The organism is Paraburkholderia tropica (assembly GCF_014171495.1).
GTDB classification, from domain to species: Bacteria; Pseudomonadota; Gammaproteobacteria; order Burkholderiales; family Burkholderiaceae; genus Paraburkholderia; species Paraburkholderia tropica.
Window position 1 is genome coordinate 1,282,746 of sequence record NZ_CP049137.1, and the last position, 13,262, is coordinate 1,296,007.

The window sequence follows — 13,262 nt, forward strand, 5'->3', positions numbered from 1 at the left end:
TCAGGACCGGAAGGAGACGGGTGACAAAACGGCTTGCTGTGCCGACGCGGAACGTGCGGCGCTTCGCAAGTAGTCCGCGCGACGTTCGACCATCGTTGCCAGTTCGCCCGCTTCGGCAAGCCTCTGCCTTCCGAACGATTTCGAAGGCGTGAGCAGGCGGTACGTTACTGCCGCGCCGTCGAAATGAATGTCGAGCAGTGAGTGATCGACCAGCTCGGACACACATTGCATCACCGCCGTTGGCGACATCCTGACATCGCTTGCGAGCGCACTCGCGGCCTGGGCGTCGAACGCGCCGTCGAACACAGAAAGCCGCTGAAACACGGTCTGTTCGCTCGACTCGAGCATGTCGAAGCTCCATTTGATCGACGCGAGCAAGCTCTTGTGCCGTGCGCATGCGGTGCGGTAACCGCCGTCGAGATAGGGCAGCGGATCGGCGAGATTGTTCAGGACAGGCTCCAGGCCGAGAATCGCTGCGCGCGATGCCGCCAGTTCGATGGCAAGCGGTATGCCGTCGAGGCAGCGGCAGATCTCGGCGGCTTGCGTCATGAGTTCGTCGTCGATGACCCGGTGCCGGCCGTCGTGCGACAGGCGGCGCAGAAACAAGGCGATCGCGGGCGATGGACTGCCGTTCGCGTCACAGGGCTCGGTCGCTTCGCCCGACACGGCGAGCGGCGTCACGCGATAAACCGTCTCGGCAGGAATGCGCAGCGGCTGGCGGCTCGTGACGAGAAAGCGCGGTGGGTTGGCGGAATGGCACGCCCGTTCGAGCAGTTGCGCGACGGGGTCGGCGACGTGTTCGGCGTTGTCGATCACGATCAGGCCGCGAATACGCGTGAGCATGGCGGCCGTTGTGTCGAGATCGGGCTCGCCGTCTTCGCGCGCCACGGGGCCAATTGCGCCGAACGCCAGCAGGACTTCGCCCAGCGAGCGTTGATCGGACACATCGACGAAGTGGACGTCGTCTTCGTTGCTGCCCGATGTGCGATGCGCGATTTCCAGCGCGATCGACGTCTTGCCGATGCCCCCGGGGCCCGCGAGTGTGAGCACGCGAGTGTCGCGCATCATGGCGCAGATCACGTCGATCGCCGTCTCTCGGCCCAGCAGCGCCGGCCGCATCGGCATCATCGCCGTACGCAGTGTACGTTGGCTGTCGTCCTCGAAATTCGCTGCGGGCACCGGCGTGGACGGCGACGCAATCAACTGGTAGCCGCGTCGGGGGACCGTTACAATAAGCTTGCTGTCTTGCCCGATTACTTTGCGTATTGTGGAAAGATGCACGTGTAGTGCATTTTCGTCCACGATCGTATCGGGCCAGACACTGTCTATCAGCTCATCCTTGTGTACGACGCGCCCGCTCGCCTGTGCAAGCGTCGCGAGCAGGTCGAATGCGCGCGAGCCGAGTTCCAGCACGCGGCTACCCTGGCGAAGTACGCGCATGCCGATGTCGAGTTCCGTTTCGCCGAATCGTATGAACCGGGAGCCGAATTCATGCGCCGACGCGAACGTGCAAAGCTCAGAGGTCGCTGACGTCATGGTGGTTGCGTCCGTGTCGATCCGGGTGGCCCGGCGGGTTGGCAGACGGCGGGAAACAGGCGGTGCAGGGCTCCGTGACGAGCCTGCTCGCGGAGAATTGATGTCGGCTGAAGCATAGCCAGATTGTATTTTGCTGTCATTAACCGCGGATTAAATTTGGTTAATGTTCGGATTTAATTGAGGCCGTGACGGCTGGATGAGGCCCGACTCGATTCCAGCGCGAATTTACCGCGGCGTTTTTCGGGCGGATTATTTTGAAATGCCGAAGCCTGTCTGCTTCGGCGGCGAAATGAAACGCCAGAGGAAACGCCAGAGTGGACATTAACGAAATTTAATGTGCGGCACAAAGACAGTCATTCGGATCGCAACCGATAATTCACCTTTCCGAAGCCTGAAGCCGCAAACCCCGGGTCATCGAAGCGCCTGCGCGTGTCGAATCGGCCGGACACCATGAATGGGCCAGATGAAGATCTTGTTAGTCGAAGACAACGTGCAGGTGGCCGGATTCCTGAAGAAGGGGTTGACGGAAGCCGGGCATGGCGTCGACTCCGCCGACAACGGCCGCGATGGCATGTTGCTGGCGCTGAGCGGCGTCGCCTATGACGCGGTGGTGCTCGACCGCATGCTGCCGGGCGGCGTGGACGGGCTCAGCATCGTCGCGGCCATGCGCGCCACCGGCAGCAAGGTGCCGGTCCTGATCCTGAGCGCGCTCGACGCCGTGGACGAGCGCATCCGCGGGCTGAAGGCGGGCGGCGACGACTATGTCGTCAAGCCGTTTGCGTTCGGCGAAGTGCTCGCGCGGCTCGAAGTCCTGCAGCGCCGCACGCAGACCGATCCCGTGACGTCGTCGTTGCGTTGCGGCGACCTGAGCATCGACGTGCTGTCACGCAAGGTCTCGCGCGGCGGCAAACCCATCATCCTCAAGCCGCGCGAATTCAAGCTGCTCGAATATCTGATGCGTCATGCCGACAAAGTCGTCACGCGCACCATGTTGCTCGAAAATATCTGGGATTATCATTTCGACCCGCAAACCAATGTGGTCGACGTGCACGTGAGCAAGCTGCGGCAAAAGATCGACGCGGGTTTCGACACCTCGCTGCTACGCACCGTGCGCAATGCCGGCTACATGCTCACGGCTGAAGCATGACGCGCGATCGGGAAGACGCAATCCGCCTCGGCGACGACGGCCTGTTCGTGCTCGCGCGCGTCGCCGATGGAGCGAGTGCGAATCCGGACGCGCCCGCGCGCCTTGTCGTGTTTCCCACGTCGCCGCAACCTTCGACGCATACGCTCGCGATGCTGGAAAACGCGTGGGCATGGCGCGCGCGCCTCGACAGCCCGCGTTTGACCCAGCCGCTCGATTTTGTTCGCGAGGGCATGACGGCCACGCTCGCGCTGCTGGATCCGGGCGGCGTGCCGCTGTCGACGCTCGATCTGCGCGCATTCACGCACCCGCAGATCATGACGATCGCCGCCAACGTCGCGCAGGCGCTCGACGCGTTGCATCGACGGGAACTGGTGCATAACGACCTGCGTCCGGAACACGTGCTGGTCGACCCGGCCACGCTTGCTGTCGCGCTGACCGGCTTCGGCCTGACCGCGAGTCCCACGCCCGCCGGCAACGTGGCTGCGCCGCCCTTGATGGTGGCGCAGGCGCTGCCGTATCTCGCGCCCGAGCGCACCGGCCTCGTCAACCGTCAGGTCGATGCGCGCGCCGATCTCTACGCGCTCGGCATCGTGACCGGCTGGATGCTCACCGGGCGCTTTCCGTACGCCGCGGCGTCGCCCGGCGAGTGGCTGTATTGCCATACTGCGAGCGTGCCGGTGCCGCTGCGCGACTGGTTGCCCGCGCTGCCGGAAACGCTCGATCTGCTGGTCGCGCGACTGCTCGCGAAGGCCGCCGAGGATCGCTACCAGACCGCTCGCGGTGTCGAGCACGATCTGCGCGAATGCGCCGACCGGCTGCGCGGCAGCGGTGCGTTCGCGCCGTTCAGGCTCGGCAGCGCCGATACCGACGATCGCCTGCTCATCCCCGACCGCCTCTACGGCCGCGCCGCCGAACTCGATGCGCTCACGCAGGCGTTCGAGCGCGTCGCCCGCGACGGCTCGACCGAATGCGTATTTATCTCCGGCTATTCGGGCATCGGCAAATCGTCGCTGGTCGAGGATTTTCACCGCAGCATGACGCGCGGGCGTTTCGCATCGGGCAAATTCGATCAGCACCGCCGCAACGTGCCGTACGCCACGATCGCGCAATGCCTGGAGCAATTGTTGCAGCGGATTCTGCGCGACGAGCCGCGCGAGCAGGCGCGTTGGCGCAAGCGCATCCAGCAGGCGCTCGGGCCGCATGGACGCCTGCTCGTCGATCTGCTGCCGTCGCTGGAACAGCTCGTCGGGCCGCAGTCCGCCGTCGCCGAAGCGCCGCCGCACGAAGCACTGACGCGCTTCGTCGCCGTGCTGACACGCTGCATCGCGGCGTTTGCCGGTGCCGGCCAGCCGCTCGTGTTGTTTCTCGACGATCTGCAATGGCTCGACGCCGGCACGCAGTCGATTCTTGAAGCGCTCGGCCGCGGCGCGGGCAACGATGCGTTGCTGATCGTCGGCGCGTATCGCGAGAACGAAGTCGGCGCGGCGCATCCGCTCGCGCATGTGATCGCCGATCTACGCGCGCGCGGCGCGCGTGTGAGCGACCTGTTGCTCGCGCCGCTCACGGTGGACGACATCGAGCGCCTCGTGCGCGACGCCACGCGCAGCGATACGGCGGCCAGCGGCCAGCTCGCGCGGCTGATGTTCGAGCGCACGGGGGGCAATCCGTTCTTCGCGGTGCAGTATCTGCACGCGCTCGCCGACGACGGCTATTTGCGTTTCGACGATACGGCGCGCCACTGGGTCTGGAGCGTCGAGCAGATTGCGCAGCGCGCGTTTCCTGAAAGCGTCGTCGATCTGATGATCGGAAAGATCGAGCGTCTTTCCGCGCCGACGCAACGGCTGCTGACCGATTTCGCCTGTGTGGGCGCCACGGCGTCGCGCACGGTGCTCGCGAGCGTGCACGACCGGACCGCCGCACAGATCGACGCCACGCTGGCGGAAGCCGTCGAGCAGGGGCTGGTTTATCGCCGGGCGCACGCCTACGCGTTCGTGCACGATCGCGTGCAGGAAGCGGCCTATGCGCTGCTCGGGCCGCACGAGCGGGTCGCCGCGCACGGGCGAATTGGACGGCGGCTCGATCTCGACGATGCCGATCCGGAACTCGATCGCACGATCTTCGATATCGTCAATCAATATAACCGCGCCCTGAGCGCCATCGACGACGCAGCGCTGCGCCTGCGCGTCGGCCTGCTGAATCTGCGGGCGGCGCAGCGTGCCCGCGCGGCGTCTGCTTACGCCACGGCGCTCAACTATCTGGTCGCGGGCAGCGAGATTCTCGACGAAACGGCGTGGCAAACGCATTATCGCGAGAAGTTCTCGCTCGAACTGCTGCTCGCCGAATGCACGTTCCTCGCCGGTAATCCGGGCGACGCGGAAAGCCGTTTGCGCGCGCTCGCGGCGCTGGCGCGCAGCATCCCCGAAAAAGCGGCCGTGGCGTTTCTGCGCATCACGCTGCATACAGCGCTCGACGAAATGAGCGTGGCCGTCGACATCTGCCTGCATTATCTGCGCGAAGTGGGCGTCGACTGGAGCGCGCATCCCGAGCGCGCGGCGGCGCACGCCGAATACGCAAAAGTGGCTGCGCGCGTCCGGGAGCGCTCGATCATGGCGATGCTCGATAATCCCACGCTCGCCGACGAAACGCTCGAGGCGACGCTCAACGTCTTCACGGCGGTGCTGCCGCCCGCGTTTTTCACCGATGAAAATCTCGTTTGCCTCGTGCTGGCGCGCATGGCGAACCTGAGCATGGAGCACGGCAACGCGGGCGCATCGTCGCTCGGCTTTGCCTATCTGGGCATGGTGGCGGGGCCCGTATTCGGCGATTATCCGGGAGGTTATGAGTTCGGCAAGCTCGGGATGGCGCTCGTCGACGAGAAGGGCCTCGATCAGTTTCGCGCCCGCGTCTACATGTGCTTCTCGTACCACGTCATGCCGTGGACGCAACCGATTGGCCACAGCCTGCCGATTCTGCAGCGCGCCTTCGAGGTCGCCACGGAAAGCGGCGATCTCACCTACATCGGCTTCAGCAGTTGCTGTCTCGTCACGACGCTGCTCGCCGCATCGACGCCGCTCGCGGAAGTGGAAGCGCGCGCGCTCGAACGGCTGCACGTCGTACGCGAGGCCGGGTTCGGCCTGATCGTCGATATCATCAACGCGCAGCTCGCCTTGATTCGCGATCTGCGCGGCACCTCGCCGTGGTTCGGCTCGCCTGACGCCGATTACGCCGACACGGCCGCGCTGGAAAATCATTTCGAGCACAATCGCGCGCTCGATATCGCCGCGTGCTGGTACTGGATTCGCCAGCAGCAAGCGCGCTATTTCGCGGGCGATATCGAAGGCGCGCTCGCGGCGGGCGCGCGTGCCGCGCCGCTCGTGTGGACGTCGTCGGGCCACTTCGAACTCGCCGAGTATCACTTCTTTTCGGCGCTCGCGGGCTTGCGTTCGGCGCAAACCGTCGACGCGGCGCTCGAAGCACACGTGAGCAAGGTGCAGGCGTGGGCCGCGAGTTGTCCCGCCAATTTCGAAGCGCGTGCGGCTTTGCTCGAAGCCGAGCTTGCGTGCGTGCGCGGCGCGGAAATGGAGGCGATGCGGCTCTATGAACGCGCGATCGACAGCGCGCGCGCGAACCGCCTGCTGCACGTCGAAGCGCTGGCGGCGGAGCGTGCGGGTCACTTCTACCTCGCGCGCGGCTTCGCGGCGATTGCGCCCGTGTATCTTCGCCGCGCGCGCGAGGCTTACGAAAGCTGGGGCGCGAGTGCGCGTGTCGCGGCGCTCGACGCGGCGCATCCGCAACTCGCCTTCGACGCGCCGCGCGCCGTCACGCCGGACGCGGCTGCGAATCTGCTCGACGTGGAGTCGGTCGTGCGTGCGTCGCAGGCGATTTCGAGCGAACGCGTGCTGGACCGGCTCATGCACACGCTCATGACGATCGTGCTGGAGCACACGGGCGCACGCCGTGCACTGCTGGTTCTTCCGCACGAGGAGCGGCTGCACGTCGAGGCCGAAGCGCGCGAGGGCGGCGAGGTGCGCATCGGACGGCAGCCCGGAACGCCGCGCACCTTGCCGCTGACCATGCTGAACGCGTGTTTGCGCACGCACGACGCGCTGCTCGTCGACGACGCGTGCGCTCACAATCCGTTCGCGGCTGACGAATACTTTCAGGACCGCGTCTCGCGTTCGGTATTGTGTCTGCCGCTCGTCAAGCAGACACGCGTGATCGGCGCCCTGTATCTGGAAAACGAGCTCGCGCCGGGCGTATTCACGCCGCCACGCATGACGGTGCTGCGCCTGCTGGCGTCGCAGGCCGCCATCTCGCTTGAAAATGCCAGTCTCGAACAGGTCGAGGCCTTGCTCGAAGAGAAGGATGCGTTGCTCCACGAGGTGCATCATCGCGTGAAAAACAACCTGCAGTTGATCAGCAGCCTGCTCAACCTGCAGGGCGCGCGCGTGCCGGATCGCGCGGTCGCCGAACTGTTCCAGGAAAGCCGGAATCGGGTCCGGTCGATGGCGATGGTGCACGAAAACCTCTATCGCGCAGGCAATTTCGCGCGCATCGACATGGCGCCGCACATACGCAATCTGTGCGCGCATCTGGCGCGCGTCTACGAAATGAGCCAGTCGGGCGTGGTCCTCGATGTCAAGGTGGACGACGTTCAACTCGACATGAATCGCGCGATTGCGTGCGGCATGATCGTCAACGAGCTGGTGTCGAACGCGCTCAAGCACGCGTTTCCGCAAGGGCGGCGCGGGAACTTGCGCGTGACGCTGAGCCTCGACGACACGGTGGAGCATGCGCCTCGTCACGCGGATGCCGCGCCGCGCTGCATCCTGAGCGTCGCCGACGACGGCGTGGGCTTGCCCGTCGCGTTTGCCATCGAAGAGGTCGATTCGCTCGGGCTGCAACTCGTTCACGATCTGAGCCGCCAGTTGCGAGGCGTCATCGACATCTCCCGCCATGGAGGGACGTGCTTTGCGATCCAGTTCTGAGCCGGACGCGCGCGCAGCGTCCGCGACGCCTCCCGCGCGCATCCTGATCGTGGAAGACGATTGGGTGGTGGCGCGCGATATCGCCCAGCAGATGCAGCGCTGCGGACATAACGTGATCGGCCAGGTCGCGACCGGAGAGGACGCGCTGGCGCTGGCCGCGCGCGACAAGCCGGGTCTGGTGCTCATGGACATCCGGCTCGAAGGCGCGCTCGACGGTATCGACGCGGCTCGGCAGCTCCGCGCGGCGCACGACGTGCCCGTCGTATTCCTGACCGCTTACGCCGACGAGGATACGGTTCGCCGCGCGACGCTCAGCGAGCCGTTCGGCTACGTGCTGAAACCGTTCGACGATCTGCAACTGCGTACCGTCGTGGACATGGCGCTCTACAAGCACGATGCCGAACGCCGCCTGCGCGAGAGCGAGCAGCGTTATGCCGTGACGCTGGCCAGCATTGGCGACGGCGTCATCGCAACGGACACCGATGGCCGCATCACGCTGATGAATCCTGTCGCCGAGCGGCTGACCGGATGGCGCGGCGACGCAGCGGCGGGACGTCCGCTCGCCGATGTGCTCGCGCTGGTCGACGAGGACACGAATGCGCCGGTAGCGGTCAGCGTGGCCTTCGCGCTGCTGGCGGGCGGCAACGTGCCGTATCCGGCGCACACGCGGCTGGTGGAACGGAGCGGACGGACGCTGCCTGTCGAGATCCGCAGTTCGCCGATCGTGAGCGATGGAGGCGCGGTTTACGGCATGGTCTTCGCCATCCGCGATGCGACGGAGTCGAGACACGCGTCGCAAGCCGCAATCCTGCGCGAAACCAACGAACGCCTTGGCGTGGCGATGCGCGGCTCGAAAGTCGGCGTGTGGGACGTGGAGATTCCGCGCACACGTGTGCGTGCGACGCGTCTTCAGTGCTGGAATATTTCCGCGTGGCTCGGCTATGCGGAGCGCGATGCCGAGCTGGATTCCCTCCGCGTGCTGGAGCTGGTCCACGAGGACGACCGCGCGGTGCTGCGCCGCGCCTTTGCACGATGTGCGGCGCGACCGGGAAGCGGCTTCGAGATCGAGCATCGCGTGCGCAAACGTGACGGCACCTATCGCTGGGTGCTCACGCGCGGCACGTCGACGGCGCTCGCGGCGCGGGGCGGCACGCGCGTGTCCGGCACGGCGGCGGACATCACGGAACGCAAGGCGCTCGAGGAAACGGTGCGAGTCGCGCGCGACGACGCGGAAACCGCCAATCGCGCCAAGGACCAGTTTCTCGCCAACATCAGCCACGAACTCAGAACGCCGCTCAACTGCATCCTCGGGTATTCGCAGATCCTGCGGCAAGATATGTCGTTGGCCGATCGGGCGAAGACGCACATTGCATTGATCGAGCAAAGCGGTTCGCATCTGCTGACCTTGATTACCGATCTGCTCGACTTCGCGCGTGCGGGTGCCGGGAGCGTGCTGCTCGACGTCGGTGACGTGCTGCTCTCGCCATTCGTCGAAACGTTGTCGGACATGGTGTGCCTGCGGGCGCGCGAGAAAGGTCTCGCGCAGACCTGCGTGCTCGCGCCTGACACCCCGCGCGTCATTCGCGCCGACGAGAAACGCTTGCGCCAGGTGCTGCTCAATCTGCTCTCGAACGCGGTCAAATTCACCGACTTCGGCAGCATCCAGTTTTCGGTGAGTATGGCGCGCCGCGACGTGCTGCGTTTCGAGGTCCGCGATACGGGAATCGGCATTCGTGCGGACCAGCTCGAACGCGTATTTCAGCCGTTCGAACAGGCCGGCGACAGTGAGCGCAGGCGTGCAGGGCTCGGGCTTGGCCTGTCGATCAGTCAGCATCTTGCGAATCGCATGGGCAGCGCGATCCGCGTGGAGAGTGTGCTGGGGCGCGGCAGCCGGTTCTGGCTGGATTTCGCGGTTGACGCAGATGTGGAGCGCGCGCCTGCCCGTGAGACCACGCGTGAACTGGCCGGCGCCACGCGCCGCGCCGAGGGCGAGCCCTCCAGGCGCGCCGAGCCGGCCAGATCGGCGGCGCCGTTCGAGCTGCCTTCGCGCGCCAATATGGAGGTGCTCCATGCGCTCGCGCTTCGCGGGTCGATGAGTGAAGTGGTACGGCACGTGCAGAACTTGTGCGAAGGCCCCGAAAATGGCCGCTATCGTGTGTTTGCAGGGCAAGTCCGTGCACTCGCGCAGACCTTCGAATCGCGTCAGTTGCTTGCACTGATCGAAAAGCATTTGAACGAGACTTGACGTCTATGCCCGACGAATTTCAAATCAGGCCGCCCGTCGTGCTGGTGGTCGACGATACGGCGTCGAATCTGGGCATCGTAGTGGACTTTCTGGAAGCAAGCGGTCTTCAGGTGTCGATCGCGCGCGATGGTGAGGAGGGGCTGAACCGGGCGGAACTGGTGCGTCCGGATCTGATCCTGCTGGACGTCATGATGCCTGGACTCGACGGTTTCGAAGTGTGCCGCCGGCTCAAGGCGCAACCCGAAACGTGGGAGATCCCGGTGATCTTCATGACCTCGCTTTCGCGTGCCGACGACAAACACCGGGGATTTCAGGTTGGTGCGGTCGATTACGTGACCAAACCGCTTCAGATGGAAGAGTTGCTTGCGCGTGTGCAGACGCACGTCAAGTTGCGGCGGCTTCAGCAGGCACTACAAGAACGCAACGCTCGCCTGCACGAAGAGATAGAGCGCCGCCAGGTCGCGCAGGAAGCGCTGGTCGAGATGATCAACAGCGTGCGCAACTCGTCGAATGCCATCGCTCACGATCTGCGAACGCCGCTCTCCGAGCTGCGCGCGCGTATGGAAGTGATGATCTTCGAATTGCGCAAGCAGGTCGGCACCGACACGCTCGAACGCCTCGAAGGGGCGCTCGGCGATATCGACCGTGTGATCAGCATCTTCAACGCGCTGCTGCGTCTCGCGGAAATCGATGCGGGCGTCAGGCGCTCAGGGTTCGTTTCGAGTAACGTTGCGGACATCGTTTCGGAGGCCGTGGACTTCTATCAGCCGCTCGGCGACGTGCGGGGCATCGCGCTGTCTCTCACGTGTCCACTCGAACTCAATGCGATCGTCGACCCGCTACTCATTGCGCAGGCGATCGGCAACCTGATCGACAACGGGCTCAAGTACGCTTGCACGCGAGTGCATGTGAGCGTCAACGAGCGCGAAGGCGTGATCGAAATCGAAGTCGCTGACGACGGCCCCGGCATTCCGCTGTGCGAGCGCGAGAAAGTGACGGAGCGTTTCTATCGCGGCGACGCGAGCCGCGGGACGCCTGGCGTCGGACTTGGCCTGGCACTCGTGAAGAGCGTGGCGACACTGCATCGCGGAACGCTTACTCTGGCGGACAATGGCGGCGGCCTCGCGGTGACGCTGGCTGTTTCGAGCCGCCCGGTGTATCGGCTTGCGACCTCGCCTTGACGTACGGCACAGAGGGCGTTCCTCGCGGTTATACGAAGGTTTCGTTCGCTCCTGCCTTCTAGTGAAATCTTCATGCGACGGCATGATTGTCAGACCGTCAAGCCCGGCGATATTCTGGAACACATCGGTTGCCGCGTTAGGCGGTAACTCACTGAAGCCCATCAGGAGCGTTCCCGAACATGAACACGTCGCCTTCCGTACATCATGCTTCCCCGCTGCAGCCCGGTGCGCAAGCGCCGGACTTCACATTGCCCGCCACGCCGGACCAGACGATGTCGTTGTCGGAGTTGCGCGGCGCTCCGGTCGTCCTCGCGTTCTATCCAGCCGACTGGAGTCCGGTTTGCAGTGACGAACTCGGTCTTTTCAATGCCGCGCTCGACATGTTCAAGCACTACGAAGCACAGCTCGTCGCCATTTCCGTAGACAGCGCCTGGTCGCACGCGGCCTTTTCGACGCAGCGCGGCTATCACTTTCCGATGCTCGCCGATTTCGAGCCCAAAGGGGCAGTCGCCAGAAGTTATGGCGTTTATCGTGCAGCGGAGGGCGTGAGCGAGCGGGCGCTTTTCGTGATCGATGGCGCAGGCTTCGTGCGCTGGTCGGACGTCTCGCCCATCAGCATCAATCCCGGCGTGGACGGCGTACTCGACGCCCTGCAACGCCTCGCCCCCACCACGCAACAGGTGCTGTCATGAGCAATCTCACGCCGCCCGTGCACGCCGCCGACCATATTCAGGGCACCGCTGATTCGCCGGTCACGCTTGTCGAATATGGTGACTTCGAATGTCCGTATTGCGGCGCGATGTATCCTGTAGTCAAGGCCGTTCAGCAAGCGATGGGCAATCGTCTGCGCTTTGTGTTCCGGCAATTTCCGCTGACTTCGATGCATCCGCATGCGCTCCATGCGGCCCAAATGTCGGAGGCCGCCGCGGCGGTCGGACGCTTCTGGGAGGCCCACGACCTGCTATATGAAAACCAGGGCGCATTGAACGATGCTGCGCTCGCGAATTACGCCGCGCACGTCGGCGTGAGTGCGAGCGACTTGAAATCGGCCTTCGAAGGCGCTTATGACGAACGGATTCAACGTGACTTCGACGGCGGCTTGCGTAGCGGCGTAAATGGTACGCCGAGCCTGTTCATCAACGGTCGGCGTTATGACGGCGATCGCGACGCCAGGAGTCTGCTCGAAGCCCTCGATGCTGCCGCGGCCGGCGCGTGAGCGGCGCCGATCCGGTGGTGGAGACACTGGGCTCCGAAAGCCTTCTAGGTTGAGAAACCCTCGACAAAGCGGATGAAAGCGCGAACTTTGCGCGAGAGGCGGCGGTTGGGAAGGTAGGTGGCATACACGAAAGCCTCGCCCGCATCGGCCGTGATTTCCCAGTCTTCGAATAGCCGCACGAGGCGTTCGGCTTCGAGGTCGGGTGCCACGAGCCATCTGGGCAGCAACGCTACGCCCTGGCCACCAATTGCGGCTCCCGCGATCATGTCGAGGTTATTGGTCACGAGTTGACCGGTCACGATAACGGGCTCCGTCGTGTCGCCCAAGCGAAAATTCCAGCGCTGTCGTCGCCCCGGCTTATAGGCGAATTGCAGGCATTCGGCCCGAGAAAGGTCGGAGGGCGTGGCGGGGCGTCCATGCCGCTCCAGCCACGCAGGACTCGCTACCAGAAAGCGTTTGCTTTTGCCGAGCGTCTTGACGATGAGGCGGTCGTCGAGGTCGGGCACGCCAACACGCAGGGCCACATCGAGGCGGTCATTCACGAGATCGAGGTGGACGTCCGACACGACGAGATCGATGGTGATCCTGGGATAGGCCTGAAGAAACTCGGGTATTCGCGTGGCGAGGTGAAGACGGCCATAGGTCGCGGAAACCGACACACGCAAATGCCCCGTGAGTTCGCTGCCGCGATCGATCACGCTGCTATCGGCATCGTTCAGATCGGAAAGCACCTGCCGCACCTGTTCGACATAAGCGCACCCCGCATCGGTGAGCGAGACGTTGCGCGAGGTTCTCGTGAGCAGGGGCGTGCCAAGCGATGCCTCAAGACCGTCCATGATGCGCGCGATTGAAGACGTTGTTTTGCCGAGCTCCTGTGCCGCCGCCGTGAATCCCCCGCAGTCCGCGACTTTCAGCAAGGTATGCAGGGCTAACAACTTGTCCATGTCGG

The 13,262-nt window shown here is 64.6% G+C and carries 8 protein-coding genes; 6 read left to right on the forward strand and 2 right to left on the reverse strand.

Annotated features, from left to right (window positions below; translation table 11 throughout):
* Entirely contained in the window at positions 1 to 1,536 is a 1,536-nt protein-coding gene (locus G5S35_RS35945) for an ATP-binding protein (RefSeq protein WP_183040211.1), read from the reverse strand.
* A gap of 463 nt (positions 1,537 to 1,999) precedes the next feature.
* Here G5S35_RS35945 and G5S35_RS35950 point away from each other — a divergent pair, with 463 nt between their 5' ends.
* The 6 genes from G5S35_RS35950 to G5S35_RS35975 all read left to right on the forward strand — a co-directional run bounded on the left by G5S35_RS35950 (position 2,000) and on the right by G5S35_RS35975 (position 12,313).
* On the forward strand, positions 2,000 to 2,683 hold the full coding sequence (locus G5S35_RS35950) for a response regulator transcription factor (RefSeq protein WP_065063058.1): 684 nt from the start codon (positions 2,000 to 2,002) through the stop codon (positions 2,681 to 2,683).
* Complete coding sequence (locus G5S35_RS35955; RefSeq protein ID WP_183040212.1) at positions 2,680 to 7,671, forward strand: AAA family ATPase; 4,992 nt, start codon at positions 2,680 to 2,682, stop codon at positions 7,669 to 7,671. Before G5S35_RS35950 ends, G5S35_RS35955 begins: the two co-directional genes overlap by 4 nt.
* A complete protein-coding gene (locus tag G5S35_RS35960; protein WP_237181840.1) occupies positions 7,655 to 9,916 on the forward strand; it encodes a hybrid sensor histidine kinase/response regulator in 2,262 nt (753 codons plus the stop codon). Before G5S35_RS35955 ends, G5S35_RS35960 begins: the two co-directional genes overlap by 17 nt.
* Positions 9,917 to 9,921: 5 nt before the next feature.
* Positions 9,922 to 11,097: a hybrid sensor histidine kinase/response regulator gene (locus tag G5S35_RS35965; protein ID WP_065062981.1), complete on the forward strand. Its 1,176-nt coding sequence runs from the start codon at positions 9,922 to 9,924 to the stop codon at positions 11,095 to 11,097.
* Positions 11,098 to 11,276: 179 nt separating this feature from the next.
* On the forward strand, positions 11,277 to 11,789 hold the full coding sequence (locus G5S35_RS35970; protein ID WP_065062983.1) for a redoxin domain-containing protein: 513 nt from the start codon (positions 11,277 to 11,279) through the stop codon (positions 11,787 to 11,789).
* Positions 11,786 to 12,313 carry a DsbA family protein gene (locus G5S35_RS35975; RefSeq protein ID WP_176080681.1) on the forward strand — a complete coding sequence of 176 codons (528 nt, stop codon included), beginning with the start codon at positions 11,786 to 11,788 and terminating at the stop codon, positions 12,311 to 12,313. The genes G5S35_RS35970 and G5S35_RS35975 overlap by 4 nt, the downstream gene beginning before the upstream one ends.
* A 44-nt stretch (positions 12,314 to 12,357) precedes the next feature.
* Here the strand turns inward: G5S35_RS35975 and G5S35_RS35980 are convergent, their stop codons facing one another.
* Complete coding sequence (locus tag G5S35_RS35980) at positions 12,358 to 13,257, reverse strand: LysR family transcriptional regulator (protein ID WP_183040214.1); 900 nt, start codon at positions 13,255 to 13,257, stop codon at positions 12,358 to 12,360.
* Positions 13,258 to 13,262 lie beyond the last annotated feature (5 nt).